The following is a 14,663-nucleotide window of genomic DNA, read 5'->3' on the forward strand; positions in this document are numbered from 1 at the left end:
GATAGTCGCTTACGACGATGGCAAGATCACCTTGTCGATGACGTGGATGACGCCGTTTGACGTTTCAATGTCGGCCTGAACCACATTTGCGTCATTGACCATAACGCCCGAATCCAGATCGATGGTGATGTCGCCGCCCTGAACGGTGGCTGCGGTCATGTCGTCGGACAGATCGCCAGACATCACTTTACCCGGAACAACGTGATAAGTCAGAACTGCCACCAGCTGGTCTTTGTTTTCTGGCTTTAGCAGATCAGCAACCGTGCCCTCGGGCAGGGCCGCAAAGGCCTCATCTGTTGGGGCAAACACGGTGAACGGGCCTTCACCTTTCAGCGTTTCAACCAGTTCGGCGGCTTGCACAGCAGCAACGAGTGTTTCAAAGCTGCCAGCGGCGACAGCGGTGTCCACGATGTCTTTGCCGTGACCATCGGCCATGGCCGAGGTGCTGAAGAGGATTGTTGCAACACTTGCGGCGGCGAATTTGCGAAACATAGCGTAGTCTCCCTAAGTTGGGATGCTCTCAGTAGCATCATACGGGATACGGTCATCTAAGGAAAAAGATCACAGCAAACGTGCAAAGAATTGGCTTGAAAACTGCCTTACCCGGGCTATGCCCGCGCCATTTGAAATTTCCACTCAAAAATAAGTGATTTCTTTCGGGTCAGAGTCCTTCGAACTCACACAGAACATGCACATCCATGCCCATTTCTTCCAGCACTTTTCGGCCGCCAAGTTCGGGCAGGTCGATAATGAAGGAGCACGAGACGATCTCGCCCCCCAAACGTTCGATCAACTTGATCCCCGCAGCAGCGGTGCCGCCGGTTGCCAGTAGGTCGTCAACCACAAGGATTTTCTCGCCCGGTTGAATGGCGTCATCGTGAATCTCTACGATGGCTTCGCCATATTCCAGCTTGTAGTCCTGACTGATGGTGGTGCCGGGTAGCTTACCCTTTTTGCGAATGGGTACAAATCCAACGCTCAGCTGATGGGCAATCGCACCGCCCAGAATGAACCCGCGTGCTTCAAGACCGACGACTTTATCAATGCGCTCACCTGCGTAAGGGTGCAGCATTTGGTCGATGGCCATGCGAAAGCCACGTGGGTCGGCAAAAAGCGTCGTCACATCGCGGAACATGATCCCTTCATGTGGGAAATCGACGATGGTTCGGATGTAATCTTTGACCGTTTTGGTTCTGGACATGAGGCAACCCTTTGGCGACAAAACACCCGGCGGTGTTTGGCCTATCGGGGCTAACCATGCAAGAAAAGACTGCGCGATTGTGCCTATTTGCGGCTTTTGGAAACGGCGTTTGGTAGACCGTAGTAGCGGTATAATGCTGCCGGCAGCCACGACAGGTGTGGTTTGCGCCAATTGCGCTGATCTCGCAAAAGAAATGCTTGGGCGGTATGAAGGTTCATTGCCATAATCCTTTTTTTATTGTTAGGTGCACGATATCTACAACCTCTATGCTGTGTATATACATTGCATCGCGTAGAGAATCAAGGTTTTGACGGGAATAAGACGCGTGGCGAAGAAAGACGGTAAAGGTTCTACTAAGAAAAACAGTCAGTTAGTGCTGCGTCTGGATAAGGATGAACGCGATGCGTTTGTTGAACTGTGCAAAGAGCTGGACACCTCGGCCGCACGCGAAATTCGCCGCTTCATTCGCGGTTTCATGAAAGAAAACGCCGAAGACTAGCCTAGGCCGGGCGGCGCAAGACAGCGGTCGCCAGCCCCATTCCGATCAACGCGACCCCTCCGAACCGTGTCAGAGCGGTGATCACACCCGCGCGTCCGACCATCATACGCAACCGATCTGCCAGCAATGCATAGGCGAGCGCATTCAGCCCGGCGAGACCGACGAATGTGGCGATCAGGATGACAAATTGTGGGCCCAGCGGGTCTGTGGGGCGTATGAATTGTGGAACAAAGGCAATGAAGAAGGCGATGGATTTCGGATTCAGGGCCGTGACAGCGGCGGCGTGTCCAAAAACGCTGTGCGCGGTGACATCGCGGCCTGTTTCCAACGGGGCCAACCCGCCGGACGGCGCGCTGCGCAGCAGCTTGATCCCAAGCCAAACCAGATAGGCCGCGCCGACCCACTTCAGAATGGAAAAGAGTGTGGCCGACGCCAGCACCAAAGCGCCCAGGCCAAGTAGCGAGGCGGTCATGGCGATCAGATCGCCCAATGCAACTCCGGTCGCCGAGGCCACGGCCACGCTGCGCCCTTTGGACAATGCGTAGCTGAGCACAAGCAGCACGGTCGGTCCCGGGATCAAAAGCAGGGCGGTTGATGCGGCGACGAAGGCCAGCCAGAGGTCGAGGGACATGAGTCGCCCTTCTCCTTGAAAACAATCGCCATAGCTAGAACTCAGACTGCGCCGAAGTCAACCAGAAGCGGCAATCCCAATTGCGCCCGTGCGTTGAGTAATTTATCTCAGATTCGCTTATTGTCTGAGCTTGTGCTACAACAACATCGTTTTTTAAGGTGGAGATTTTAGTATGAAACGTTTTGCAGCGGGGCTTTTGCTCCTTTCTTTGCTTGTTCCAGCATACGTTGCTGCCAATGGCTGCCCCGAAGGATATTCGGATTGTGGTGGGGAATTGTGTTGTCCCACGGTGCAGCCATGAAACTGACATCGATTTTGGAAACTTTACACAAGCGCGCAGCGTATTTGCTGGTGATCGCAGGCGTAGTTGCAGTCTTTTCATTCTGTGCGCCTCTGATCCTGGACGCTGACGAGGCTGACCTGCGCTACAATCGCAACAGCATTCCGGCAAATTGGCTGGGCAGCCCGAAGCCAGGCGATGCTTATGCATTTGATCATTCGACCGGTGAATTTGCGTCGATCAAACTCTGCACGCTGCACATGGCGGACGAGTACCCAATCGCGCGGGTCAGATTTGCTGGTATCAACGAATGGGGAAAAGGTCTTCACGACGCGATTTCGCAAGTTGGACAATTTGTCGGCGAGAAGATTCTGGCCGGGATGAATTTGGAAGATGCGGATGTTGTCTGGGAGTTCGACAAAATACATCGAAGTGATGAGCTGAATACGAAGTTGGAACGCAATTGCCTGGATCGCGTGATCGAGTATGTGCGAATGCCGGACCAGTCCGTGTTCATTGTAGACATGGTCTACTACGATAGAGACACCCCGGACCAGCCGACACTCGTCCAGCTGTCACGCTCCAGCATTATTCCAAAGGATTGCGGTGATCACTGCCTGAACCGGGCGCCCAAGCATCAGGTTCTCAAGATTGGCTGGCTGACGCGCAAGAAGGCGGAGTGGGAGCTGGTGCGCATCGAATAGGCACACAAGCCCGAACCGAAGTGCCTTGAAGGACTAAAGAACCCGTCCCGCCACTGCATCCAGCTTGGCCAGCAGCGCCGGATCACGCTTCTCCGGCGCGGTCAGGATCGCATATTCCAGCGCCCTGTCGCAGCCATGCGGGCAGGGTGCGCGTTCGGCCCCCAGCAAGGCGGGCAGGCCTTTGACCAGCGCGCGGCCATTTTCGGCGTTGCCGGTCAGTGTCGCTATGATGGCGGTCACGTCGACCTCTCCGTGGTCCGGGTGCCAGCTGTCATAGTCTGTGACCATTGCGATGGAGGCATAGCAAAGCTCGGCCTCACGGGCGAGTTTCGCCTCGGGCATATTGGTCATTCCAATCACATCACAACCCCATTGCTCGCGATACATCTTGGATTCGGCTAGGGTTGAGAACTGGGGCCCCTCCATCGCCAGATAAGTACCGCCGCGGTGGATGGTGATGCCTGCGGCCTTGCCAGCTGTCTCACACGCATCGCTTAGGCGCGGACAAGTTGGGTGGGCAACGCTGACATGGGCAACGCAGCCTGTGCCAAAAAAGCTCTTATCACGCGCAAAGGTTCGGTCGATGAACTGATCGACGACCACGAAATCTCCGGGTGCCATGTGTTCGCGAAACGACCCACAGGCCGAGACCGAGATGACATCAGTCACCTTTAGACGCTTCAGCGCGTCGATATTCGCACGATAGGGCACCTCGGTTGGTGAATGCACGTGCCCACGTCCGTGACGAGGCAGAAAGGCCATCTCGACGCCGTTCAGCGATCCGGTCAGGATCTGATCCGAGGCGGCACCCCAAGGGGTATCAACCGTGACCCATTCTGCATTTTCCAGCCCATCGATGTCATAAATGCCCGATCCTCCGATGACGGCGATTTTGGTATGGGTCACGTTCGGCCTCCGATGCGAATTTCTGATACCCGATTTCTGCGGGGCGGCGCGCGAATTGGCAAGTGCAGTCAACTGTTTGTGTGCAACACCGGGCAAACCTTACCAAGCCATGCATCTAGCGCATAGCGGGTTCCCGCTAATGCGGTATCTCAGCCGTGGCTTACCCGGTAGAAGGCCCCTTTCGCGCGAACATAACGACCCACAGGACCGTCCCATGCCCCGAGCCATGCTGGCAAGCTTTGCCAACCGTATAGCCAAACCCGATCTGCGTTGGGTACCGGATGAGGGGTTGACCGTCTCGCGCCTGCGGATTGAGCTGTTATCAGGTCTGACCGTTGCGCTGGCGTTGGTTCCGGAAGCCGTGGCTTTTGCGTTTGTTGCGGGCGTTCATCCGCTTGTGGGCCTCTACGCGGCTTTCCTGGTTGGTCTGATCACGGCCCTGATCGGTGGCCGCCCAGGTATGATCTCGGGCGCAACGGGGGCTTTGGCCGTGGTCATGGTGGCCTTGGTGGCGCAGCATGGGGTGGAATATCTGTTCGCGACCGTTGTTCTGATGGGCATCTTACAGGTCATCGCAGGTGCGATGCACTGGGGCCGCTTCATTCGCCTTGTGCCGCATCCGGTGATGCTGGGCTTTGTGAACGGTCTGGCCATCGTGATCTTTTTGGCCCAGATGGGTCAGTTCAAAGTACCCGGTACAATGGAAAACACCGGCCATGGGATGAGCGGTGGTGAATGGCTGTCGGGACTTCAGCTCTACACCATGCTGGGCCTTGTAGCACTGACCATGGCGGTGATCTGGGTGATGCCGCGCATCACGCGCATCATCCCTGCGCCTCTGGCAGGTATTATGGTCGTCGCGGCGCTTGTGATCGGTTTGGGTCTGGATGTTCCGCGCGTAGGCGATTTGGCGTCAATCGAGGGTGGCCTGCCAGCTTTCCACATTCCGATGGTTCCGCTGAACTGGGAAACGCTCGAAATCATCCTGCCCTACGCTGTTATTCTGGCAGCCATCGGCCTGATCGAATCCCTGCTGACCCTGAACCTCGTGGGCGAGATCACCGGCAAACGCGGCGGAGCCTCGCAGGAATGCATCGCACAGGGCGCGTCGAATATCGTAACTGGTTTTTTTGGCGGCATGGGCGGCTGCGCGATGATCGGGCAGTCGATGATCAACGTAAAATCCGGCGGCCGCACGCGGATTGCAGGGATCGCTGCGGCTTTGTTCCTGCTGATCTTTATCCTATTTGCCTCGCCTTTGATCGAACAAATCCCGCTGGCCGCACTGGTTGGCGTGATGTTCATGGTGGTGATCGGCACCTTCGCCTGGAACTCCTTCAAGATCATGCGGAAGGTACCGTTGACGGATGCCTTCGTCATCGTGCTGGTCACGGTTGTGACGGTGATGGAAGACCTCGCCGTAGCAGTGGTTGTCGGTGTAATCGTCTCGGCGCTGGCCTATGCGTGGAACAACGCCAAGCGCATCCATGCTGTCACTCGCGACTCGGAGACTGAAAAAGGTGCTAAGGTTTATGAAATCCAAGGCCCGCTGTTTTTCGGATCGTCTGACGGTTTCGTTGAATTGTTTGATGTGTCAAACGACCCTGACACCGTGATTGTGGACTTTGCAGAAAGCCGGGTGGTGGATCAATCGGCCCTGCAGGCCATCGAAAACATCGCTGGCAAATACGAGGCTGCCGGCAAACGCGTTATGTTGCGTCATCTCAGCCGCGACTGCCACAGGCTGCTCAACAAGGCCGGTCACCTGATGGTCGATAGCGACGATGACCCGGATTACGGTCTGGCTGTCGACTACTCTGTGCGAACCGGAATTCTGGGCGGCCACTGATCCCAAAAAAGGCGGCCATGGTGGCCGCCTTTTCTTAGTGCGCGATACGTTCCAACGCATCAACATCGCCCGAAACCAGCGCATCTTCGGCGCGCTCGATCTGCTCGGCAGGCCAATTCCACCACTCCAAGGCAAGCAACCGCTCGATGACGTCAGGCGGAAACCTGAACTTCCGAACCTCGGCAGGGTTACCCGTTGCGATGCCATATGGTGGGATCGTACCGCGCACCACCGATCCGGCACCAATGATCGCCCCGTCCCCGATCCTTGCACCCGGCAGGATCAGGGCACCGTAACCGATCCAGACATCATTGCCGATTACGGTGTCTCGCGTGTCTGGCTGATACTCCAACAGCTTCTTGGGATCAAAAACCGGGAAGGGATAGCACGTCACCCCATCCATCGCATGGTTAGCAGATGACGTTATGAATCGAACACCGTGGGCGAATTGACAGAACTTACCAATCACGAGTCGTTCGCGGGAAAACGGAAATAGAAACGGAGCCAGGCGAGCGGCCCAATCCGTTGGCGCGTCGAAATCCGAGGCATAGCTGTAGTCACCTGCTTCAATGCAAGGATGATCAATGGCCTGGTTCAGGAACACAGTCCCCGGATGTTCGGTTCCATTGGGCAGGGTCACCGGGTATCGGCGTGAGGCGTGGGGCAGGGGCATTATTCATCGGGCCTAGATAGGCTGAACACTTCTGACACCACGGAATAGTCGCGGTATCCAAGTCGTGCCAGGGGTTGAAATGAGGTCACGTCGAACTTGCCATCCTTCATACAGTCATCGCGCAAATGCACGCCGATAACCTCGCCAAAAACAACTCGGTTTGCTTCGCCTGGCAAAGTGATGATCTGGGTCAGTTTGCACTCGAGCGCAGCCGGAGCGTTGGCGACCCGCGCGCAGGGGATGGTTTCGCATTCTTCTGGCGTCAGTCCCGCATGGTGAAATTCATCCGTGTCTTTCGGCAATGCGGCCGAGCTTGCGTTCATCGCATCCTGATGGGTCTGAGCCACAACGTTTACACAGAACACGCCGGTTGCTTCGATATTGGCAACGCTGTCTTTAGTACCATCCTGATCCGGCTTAGACGCCGTCGAGGCGAACATGACCTGCGGTGGGGTATAGGCGACAGCGTTGAAGAAGGAATAAGGGGCCAGATTGTTGATTCCGTCTGGGCTGCGCGTTGATATCCACCCGATCGGGCGGGGGGTGACGATGGCGTTGAATGGATTATGCGGCAGTCCGTGGCCGTCTTCGGGGCGATAGAACATATGGTCTCCAAGCGTTTGCCCAAGGCGTATCGAAGTGCTAGGGCGAATGCCAGCAAGGAAAAGAGGGCAGGCGTGCAGCAATTCGGGATCAGGCCGGAAGAGCCGGACGATTGGTGGGAGGTTGAAGCCCTTTATGACCTGTGCTTTGCACCGGGGCGCGAAGCGCTGTCTTCCTATCGCTTACGCGACGATGTTCCGCCTGTTTCCGGGCTCTCTTTGGTCGCGCGCGATGGGCAGGGCATTCTGGCAGGCGCCATCCGGTTCTGGCCGGTCCATGTCGGCACAGACAATGCGCTGCTATTGGGGCCAGTCGCAGTACACCCCACGCGCCAAGGTGAAGGTTTGGGCGGGTATCTAATCCACGCCGGTCTCGAGGCCGGGCGCGATCTGGGATGGCAGCGCGTCATGCTGGTCGGTGACGAGCCTTACTATTCTCGCTTCGGCTTCGCCCGGTTGAGAGGTGTCGAGATGCCACCTCCGACGAACCCGGATCGTATTCTGGGGCTGGATTTAATCCCTGGCGGATGGGCTAATGTGGCGGGTTTCGTCACAAGATGGACACGCTGACCTATTGAAACTCTGACTGCAAACCCCGATCTGTTCAAAGAACGGAGGGATCAGATGCAGGATGTGGTTCTTGTTGAAGACATAGATGCTGAGGCAGAGCTGGACCGCTTGGCGCAGCACTATAGAACTGCGGGCGGTGCCGGGGTTCGACTACTGAATGCACTGGGTGGGTCGGCTGAATCCCTGATTGACCAGTTGCCTGAACCCGTACGTCAAGGCCTGACCGGAGCGACTGAGAGCGCTCTATGGTTGGCCATTCAGGCAGCGCAAGGCTCAAGGCGCGCTGTACCGGATCAGGAACCATGGGTGAATACGGCGGTTACAACCGCGATGGGCGCGGCAGGTGGTATTGGCGGCCTATCGACGTCATTGGTTGAACTGCCGGCAACCACTGCAATGTTGTTGCGCTCAATTCAGGGTGCGGCCGCGCGCGAAGGCTTTGACCCGGCTGAGGAAAACGTCAAATTCGATTGCGTTCGCGTTTTGTCAGCTGCGGGCCCATTGTCATATGATGATGGGGCTGATTTGGGGTTCTTTTCCGTGCGCCTGACGCTTACCGGACCAGCCATGCAGCGCCTGATCGCAGCGGTTGCGCCGCGGCTATCGATCGTTCTGGGGCAAAAACTCGCTGCGCAGTCGGTGCCGGTGCTGGGGGCACTCGCAGGTGGCGGAACAAATTATATCTATACCCGCTACTATCAGCAAATCGCGCATGTTCATTTTGGTCTGCGCCGATTGGCGATTGATGCCGATATTCCGCACGATCAACTGGTTCGTATGCTGTCGTCCAGAATGTAGCCTGAGACCAGCAACCTTGGCTTGAACCGCATGATGTGGTATCAAAAACTATCAGGTTCGCAAAATAGGATAAAAATCAGCGACCTGGCAGACAGGCTTGAACCTCTTGTGAAAGGGATTGTCGCGATGAGCGCCCGGCTTTCATACGAGCTATGGCACGGTGTGGAAAATCTTGCGATTTTGCCGCAAGCAGCTGCCTTATGTTATCGGGTTGAGCTGGGCCGGCCGGAGGTTCTGTTGATCACGACACGGCAAACCCGGCGATGGATCATCCCCAAAGGCTGGCTGATGCCCGGATTAACGGCGGCCGAAACTGCAACGCAGGAAGCCTGGGAAGAGGCGGGTGTTGTCGGAAAATGCAGTGACCAATCGCTGGGACAGTTCCCTTTTGTGAAGATGCGACCCAGAAAAGGGCCGGTTTTGTGTATGGTCGACGTGTATCCGCTGCACGTGAAATCCCTGGCACAGGAGTTTCCGGAAAAAGGGCAGCGCAAGCGGCAATGGTGCTCGCTGAAAAAAGCAGCGTCCAAGGTGGCCTCACCCGAACTTGCCGTCATTTTACGTAGCTTTAAGTCCGGCCTGCATTGATCATCCCTTGGTAGGGCTTGATATTGTCTTGCCGGTCGGTATCTATTCGGCCATCGCTTCTTTGGGTGAAAAATGATTCAATACGCGTTGAAATGCGTCGAAGGCCACACATTCGACAGTTGGTTCCAGTCAGCCGAAGCGTTTGACAAGCTGGCAGCAACAGGTCTTGTGACCTGTGCGGTCTGCGGCTGTTCGCAGGTGGAAAAAGCAATCATGACACCACGGGTACGTCCTGCACGTAAGGCCGCGGCTAAACCCGACGCAACAGCGCCCGCCGGATCCGATGAGATCAGCGTGGCGACACCCGCGCCTGAAATAGAGAAAGCGCTGGCCGAGCTGCGCCGCAAGGTTGAGGAGAACTCGGACTATGTTGGCAAAGATTTTGCCAGCGAAGCCCGGAAGATGCATTTGGGCGACGCACCCGAACGCTCGATCTATGGCGAGGCCAAGCCAGATGAGGCGAAAGCGCTGATCGAAGACGGCGTGCCCGTCGCCCCGTTGCCCTTTGTGCCCAGCAGAAAGACGAATTGATCCATGCATCTACTGATTACCGGAGCCAATCGCGGAATCGGGAAGGCTCTGGCGGATCAGTATCGCGCTGACGGGCATAGTGTTACCGGCACGGCCCGCGACAATAGTGCTGAAATACGGTTGGATGTCTCAAACAACGCGCATCATCAGGCGATGGCGCGGCAACTAGAAGGGCAACCGCTTGATCTGCTGATCTGCAATGCAGGCGTCTATCTTGACAAGGGTCAGGGCCTTGAAGGCTATCCGGCGGACATGTGGGCACAGAGCTTTGCGACGAATGTTACCGGTGTATTTCTAACCATTCAGGCTTTGCTACCGAATTTGCAGGCAGCTGGCGGCAAAATCGCAATTCTCTCATCACAAATGGCATCACATTCGCGGGCGCCAGGTGGCAGTTATATCTACCGTGCCTCGAAGGCGGCAGCGTTGAATCTGGGACGTAATCTGGCGACCGATCTAAGGGCAGATGGCATTGCAGTCGGGATTTACCATCCGGGTTGGGTACAGACGGATATGGGCGGATCGTCAGCGGATATTCACGTGGATGAGGCCGTTTCAGGCCTCATCAAACGCTTTGATGCGCTCTCATTGGAGAATACCGGTTGTTTTGAAACCTATGACGGCCAGCCGCATGCTTACTGAGTGTTCAGCGCTGCCTTTGGCAGTTCATAAACCTCTCCGGGTTCGATGAATATAATCAGCAGATCACCGCGTGTTTCGTAGCTGAGTTTCGAAGGTGAACTACTGGACTCCGGCACGCCATCGGTGAAATAGATGTTGCGCACCTCGCCATTGCCCAAGGCCACCGCCAGGGTGACGCTGCCATCATCGCGACGGCGCAACTCGGCATTGCAGCTTTGCAGCGGGTCACCGGCATTGACCGCGCAAGGGACAGTGCCCAAAGCATTCTTTCCATCGGTTCCTGCCACGCTTGCGACCTGCGCAACGGCGGGAGAGGATAGAACGGCGAAGGCGGCGACAAGGCGGAGCATAAATAACCTCTTGGAATGATTGCAAAGGACAGGCTGACACTGTGCTAGCTGATTGTAAAGCAGCCCTGGGTCGCAGGCAAAGCCTGATTGCGCCCTTGCCCTTGATCCCCCCCTCGCATATGAGGCACGGAACTAACAGCCCAAGGCACGGAGACAGTTGGCCTCATGCCCGTACTCGTGATGAAATTCGGTGGCACATCGGTTGCCAATCTTGACCGTATCCGCCGCGCGGCAAAGCGTGTGGGCGTTGAGGTGGCCAAGGGATATGACGTGATCGTCATTGTTTCGGCCATGTCAGGCAAGACCAATGAGCTGGTGGGCTGGGTCAATGAAACATCACCCCTGTTCGATGCGCGTGAATATGACGCTGTGGTGTCCTCGGGCGAGAATGTGACCGCAGGTCTGATGGCGTTGACTCTACAGGAAATGGATATCCCGGCGCGCAGTTGGCAGGGTTGGCAGGTTCCGCTGCTGACCAATGGCGCTCATTCCTCTGCACGGATCGAAGAAATCCCGACCGACAACCTGAACCAGAAGTTCGGGGAAGGCATGAAAGTGGCTGTTGTCGCCGGGTTCCAAGGCCTGAGCCCAGAAGGGCGTATCACAACGCTGGGTCGGGGTGGTTCAGACACGACAGCCGTGGCCTTTGCTGCCGCTTTCGAGGCCGAGCGCTGTGATATTTTCACGGATGTGGACGGTGTTTACACGACCGACCCACGCATCTGCGAGAAGGCGCGCAAGCTCGAGAAAATCTCGTTCGAGGAAATGCTGGAACTGGCCTCTCTGGGCGCAAAAGTTCTACAGACCCGCTCGGTCGAGTTGGCGATGCGCTATAAGGTGCGCCTGCGGGTGCTGTCCAGTTTCGAAGAACAATCCGACAATGCAGGCACGCTGGTCTGCGATGAGGAGGATATTATGGAATCCAATGTTGTGGCCGGTGTGGCCTATTCCCGCGACGAAGCCAAGATGACTGTGGTCTCGGTGGCCGACCGACCCGGGATCGCCTCGATCATCTTTACCGCGCTCAGCGATGAGGGCGTCAATGTCGACATGATCGTACAGAATATCTCGGACGAAGGTCGCACAGACATGACCTTCTCGTGCCCGACCGATCAGGTCGCGCGCGCTGAAAAAGCGCTGCTGGCGATCAAGGATGCGGGCGAGCTGAACTATGCCGAACTGGTTGCCGATAATGACGTCTGCAAGGTTTCGGTGGTTGGAATCGGTATGCGCTCGCAATCCGGCGTTGCGGCCAAAATGTTCAAGATTCTCTCGGATGAGGGGATCAACATTAAGGTCATTACAACCTCTGAGATAAAAATTTCCGTTCTTGTGGATCGGAAATACATGGAACTTGCTGTTCAGGCACTGCATGATGCCTTTGAACTGGACAAGGCGGCCTGAGCATTTCAGCCAAAGGTCTTGCCTGACGCACTAATTTGGGTGGGCCATGGCGGACGGCACCGAAACTGAATCCCGCAAGCTGCTGGGACGGCTGCGCGAAGAAATGGCGAGCGAGGCCGCCGGTCAGGAACGGCTTGACCGGATCACTCATCTGATCGCCGATAGCATCCGGGCCGAGGTGTGCTCGGTCTATCTATTCCGAGACGAGGAAACGCTGGAACTTTGCGCAACCGAAGGCCTATCGCCCGAGGCGGTACATAAAACGCGGATGCGGATGGGTGAAGGGCTGGTAGGTCGGGTGGCCAAGTCTGGCAAGATCGTGAACACCGCCGACGCGCCATCGGCCAAAGGTTTTCGCTACATGCCGGAAACCGGTGAAGAACGGTTCTCGTCTTTTCTGGGTGTTCCGATACAGCGATTGGGCGAAAACCTAGGCGTACTGGTCGTTCAGTCACGCGAGGCGCGCGAGTATTCTGCTGATGAGGTCTACGCTCTGGAAGTTGTCGCCATGGTGTTGGCCGAAATGGCCGAGCTGGGCGCGTTCGTCGGTGAAGGTGCGGCGCTGTCTCCATTGCACCAGCAATCCGTGCTGCTGCGGGGCGGACCGGCGCAGGAAGGGTCAGCCGAAGGGCATGTCTGGCTACACGAGCCGCGCGTTGTTATTACCAACCCGATTGCCGATGATCCACATCGCGAGCGTGAGCGACTGGTCGAGGCGGTCGAAGAGTTGCGCGTTGGCGTCGACAAGATGTTGGAGATTTCTCAGGGCGGGGACTCTGACCAGCTGAAAGTGTTGGAAGCCTACCGGATGTTCGCGAATTCCAAAGGCTGGATGCGCCGTATGGAGGAAGACATTGCGCTGGGCCTCAGCGCCGAGGCGGCGGTTGAGAAAGAGCAATCGCAGGCGCGGGCCCGTATGGGGCAGGTGACCGACCCTTATTTGCGCGAACGGTTGGCCGATCTGGATGATCTGTCCAACCGCCTGCTGCGGATCCTGACGGGGCAGGGTAAAACTGACAGCTCAGACCTGCCACCGGATCCGATTCTAATTGCGCGCAATATTGGCCCCGGCGATCTGCTGGAATATGGCCGCTCGCTGAAAGGGATTGTGCTTGAGGAAGGGTCTGTGGGCAGTCATGCGACCATCGTGGCACGTGCCTTGGCGATCCCATTGGTTGTCCATGTGGGGCGCATCACGACCGAGGCGCTCAATGGGGATCATATCCTGGTCGATGGCGACCAAGGTGTTGTGCACCTGCGCCCCGAGGATACCGTGGTCAGCGCCTTCCGCGACAAGATCGCCATGCAGGCCAAAGCGCAGGAACGCTATGCCTCGATCCGCGAAACACCATGCGTGACGCAGGACGGCGCACGGATGAACCTGGTTATGAACGCAGGCCTGATGGCAGACCTGCCGTCGCTTAATAATTCGGGGGCCGAAGGGGTTGGCTTGTTCCGGACCGAGCTTCAGTTCCTGGTTCGCAATCAGATGCCGAAGCGGTCTGAACTTGTTACGCAATATCAGCGCGTACTGGATGCAGCTGGCGAAAAGCGCGTGGTGTTCCGCACGCTGGATATCGGTTCAGACAAAGTGCTGCCCTACATGAAACATGTGGCCGAGCCAAACCCGGCCCTTGGCTGGCGCGCGATCCGCGTGGGTCTGGATAAGCGTGGCGTCATGCGGATGCAGCTGCAGGCGCTGATCCGCGCTGCGAATGGGCGGCCCTTAACGGTTATGTTCCCCTTTGTCGCACAGGCCGATGAGTTTCGTGAAGCCCGATGGGAGGTCAACAAGACCATCGAGCGGGAAAAGCGGCTGGGTCATGTGCTGCCCGAAACGCTGGAAGTCGGCGCGATGCTCGAGACGCCGTCTTTGGGGTTTGCACCGCAGAAGTTCTTTGATGAGGTCGATTTCATTTCAATCGGTGGCAACGATCTAAAACAGTTTTTCTTTGCGGCCGATCGCGAAAACGAGCTAGTGCGTAGGCGGTATGACACCCTGAATGTCAGCTTCCTCAGCTTTATCGAACGCGTGGTTGAACGTTGCGATATCTCGGATACGCCGCTCAGCTTCTGTGGTGAGGATGCGGGCCGGCCTGTTGAGGCCCTGTGCTTGGCGGCGATGGGAATTCGGACTTTGTCGATGCGTCCAGCCTCGATTGGTCCTGTGAAAAGCCTGTTGTTGCGCTCGAACCTTCAGGAGGTGCGCAAGATCATCGCCGATGCGCGCCACCGGGGCGAGCAATCCGTTCGACCTTCGGTGATGGAGTGGTTGCGTAGCCAGAGCTAACCGGAAAACCTGCGGCTTTGCGCAAATCCATGCTTGATTTCTTGGGTCTATCTTCTTATTACAACCACAAATGTTAGCGTTAACATTCTTATGATGGCAGTGTCACCTTCTCAAATCATGGGGCATGATAAGCTGGCACAGGTGG

At 56.8% G+C, this 14,663-nt stretch carries 17 protein-coding genes; 10 read left to right on the forward strand and 7 right to left on the reverse strand.

All coding sequences use genetic code 11. The features are described from left to right. Window positions 1–9 precede the first annotated feature (9 nt). Entirely contained in the window at window positions 10–492 is a 483-nt protein-coding gene (locus tag ACR0EL_RS00175; RefSeq protein WP_353013693.1) for a fasciclin domain-containing protein, read from the reverse strand. Window positions 493–661: 169 nt separating this feature from the next. Beyond that, a complete protein-coding gene (locus ACR0EL_RS00180; protein ID WP_353013691.1) occupies window positions 662–1,201 on the reverse strand; it encodes an adenine phosphoribosyltransferase in 540 nt (179 codons plus the stop codon). A 325-nt stretch (window positions 1,202–1,526) separates the two neighbouring features. On the opposite strand from ACR0EL_RS00180, the gene ACR0EL_RS00185 reads away from it, so the two are divergent. Then, window positions 1,527–1,700: a hypothetical protein gene (locus ACR0EL_RS00185; protein WP_170354960.1), complete on the forward strand. Its 174-nt coding sequence runs from the start codon at window positions 1,527–1,529 to the stop codon at window positions 1,698–1,700. A 1-nt stretch (window position 1,701) separates the two neighbouring features. Here ACR0EL_RS00185 and ACR0EL_RS00190 read toward each other — a convergent pair whose 3' ends face one another. Next, complete coding sequence (locus ACR0EL_RS00190; RefSeq protein WP_480497199.1) at window positions 1,702–2,331, reverse strand: LysE family translocator; 630 nt, start codon at window positions 2,329–2,331, stop codon at window positions 1,702–1,704. 297 nt (window positions 2,332–2,628) lie between these two features. Here ACR0EL_RS00190 and ACR0EL_RS00195 point away from each other — a divergent pair, with 297 nt between their 5' ends. Continuing rightward, window positions 2,629–3,315 (forward strand): hypothetical protein, encoded by a 687-nt coding sequence (locus ACR0EL_RS00195; protein WP_353013686.1) that lies wholly within the window; start codon window positions 2,629–2,631, stop codon window positions 3,313–3,315. Between the two features lie 33 nt (window positions 3,316–3,348). Here the strand turns inward: ACR0EL_RS00195 and ACR0EL_RS00200 are convergent, their stop codons facing one another. Next, window positions 3,349–4,221, reverse strand: coding sequence for an S-methyl-5'-thioadenosine phosphorylase (locus ACR0EL_RS00200; RefSeq protein ID WP_480497201.1), 873 nt, complete (start codon window positions 4,219–4,221; stop codon window positions 3,349–3,351). 214 nt (window positions 4,222–4,435) lie between these two features. Here ACR0EL_RS00200 and ACR0EL_RS00205 point away from each other — a divergent pair, with 214 nt between their 5' ends. Continuing rightward, window positions 4,436–6,070 (forward strand): SulP family inorganic anion transporter, encoded by a 1,635-nt coding sequence (locus ACR0EL_RS00205; RefSeq protein ID WP_480497203.1) that lies wholly within the window; start codon window positions 4,436–4,438, stop codon window positions 6,068–6,070. A 34-nt stretch (window positions 6,071–6,104) separates the two neighbouring features. Here the strand turns inward: ACR0EL_RS00205 and ACR0EL_RS00210 are convergent, their stop codons facing one another. Together ACR0EL_RS00210 and ACR0EL_RS00215 are read right to left on the reverse strand one after the other, a co-directional pair. After that, the gene (locus ACR0EL_RS00210) at window positions 6,105–6,743 is read right to left on the reverse strand and encodes a CatB-related O-acetyltransferase (RefSeq protein WP_480497205.1); all 639 of its coding nucleotides are present in this window, start codon (window positions 6,741–6,743) and stop codon (window positions 6,105–6,107) included. Next, window positions 6,743–7,348 (reverse strand): flavin reductase family protein, encoded by a 606-nt coding sequence (locus ACR0EL_RS00215; protein WP_480497207.1) that lies wholly within the window; start codon window positions 7,346–7,348, stop codon window positions 6,743–6,745. Before ACR0EL_RS00215 ends, ACR0EL_RS00210 begins: the two co-directional genes overlap by 1 nt. 72 nt (window positions 7,349–7,420) lie before the next feature. On the opposite strand from ACR0EL_RS00215, the gene ACR0EL_RS00220 reads away from it, so the two are divergent. The 5 genes from ACR0EL_RS00220 to ACR0EL_RS00240 all read left to right on the forward strand — a co-directional run bounded on the left by ACR0EL_RS00220 (window position 7,421) and on the right by ACR0EL_RS00240 (window position 10,474). Continuing rightward, a complete protein-coding gene (locus ACR0EL_RS00220; RefSeq protein ID WP_480497209.1) occupies window positions 7,421–7,915 on the forward strand; it encodes a GNAT family N-acetyltransferase in 495 nt (164 codons plus the stop codon). Between the two features lie 54 nt (window positions 7,916–7,969). Next, a complete protein-coding gene (locus tag ACR0EL_RS00225; protein WP_353013679.1) occupies window positions 7,970–8,713 on the forward strand; it encodes an EcsC family protein in 744 nt (247 codons plus the stop codon). 30 nt (window positions 8,714–8,743) lie between these two features. Then, on the forward strand, window positions 8,744–9,301 hold the full coding sequence (locus ACR0EL_RS00230; RefSeq protein WP_480498385.1) for an NUDIX hydrolase: 558 nt from the start codon (window positions 8,744–8,746) through the stop codon (window positions 9,299–9,301). Window positions 9,302–9,373: 72 nt separating this feature from the next. Continuing rightward, on the forward strand, window positions 9,374–9,832 hold the full coding sequence (locus ACR0EL_RS00235) for a DUF1178 family protein (RefSeq protein ID WP_480497211.1): 459 nt from the start codon (window positions 9,374–9,376) through the stop codon (window positions 9,830–9,832). A 3-nt stretch (window positions 9,833–9,835) separates the two neighbouring features. Next, entirely contained in the window at window positions 9,836–10,474 is a 639-nt protein-coding gene (locus ACR0EL_RS00240; protein ID WP_480497213.1) for an SDR family NAD(P)-dependent oxidoreductase, read from the forward strand. Here ACR0EL_RS00240 and ACR0EL_RS00245 read toward each other — a convergent pair. Next, window positions 10,468–10,824 carry a hypothetical protein gene (locus ACR0EL_RS00245; protein WP_480497215.1) on the reverse strand — a complete coding sequence of 119 codons (357 nt, stop codon included), beginning with the start codon at window positions 10,822–10,824 and terminating at the stop codon, window positions 10,468–10,470. The two genes, ACR0EL_RS00240 and ACR0EL_RS00245, sit on opposite strands and share 7 nt — an antisense overlap. 165 nt (window positions 10,825–10,989) lie before the next feature. On the opposite strand from ACR0EL_RS00245, the gene ACR0EL_RS00250 reads away from it, so the two are divergent. Together ACR0EL_RS00250 and ptsP are read left to right on the forward strand one after the other, a co-directional pair. After that, on the forward strand, window positions 10,990–12,228 hold the full coding sequence (locus ACR0EL_RS00250) for an aspartate kinase (protein WP_480497217.1): 1,239 nt from the start codon (window positions 10,990–10,992) through the stop codon (window positions 12,226–12,228). A 46-nt stretch (window positions 12,229–12,274) separates the two neighbouring features. Beyond that, complete coding sequence (ptsP, locus tag ACR0EL_RS00255; RefSeq protein WP_170530932.1) at window positions 12,275–14,518, forward strand: phosphoenolpyruvate--protein phosphotransferase; 2,244 nt, start codon at window positions 12,275–12,277, stop codon at window positions 14,516–14,518. The last annotated feature ends 145 nt before the right edge of the window (window positions 14,519–14,663 follow it).

The sequence above is a fragment of the Ruegeria sp. AH12 genome, assembly GCF_056541465.1.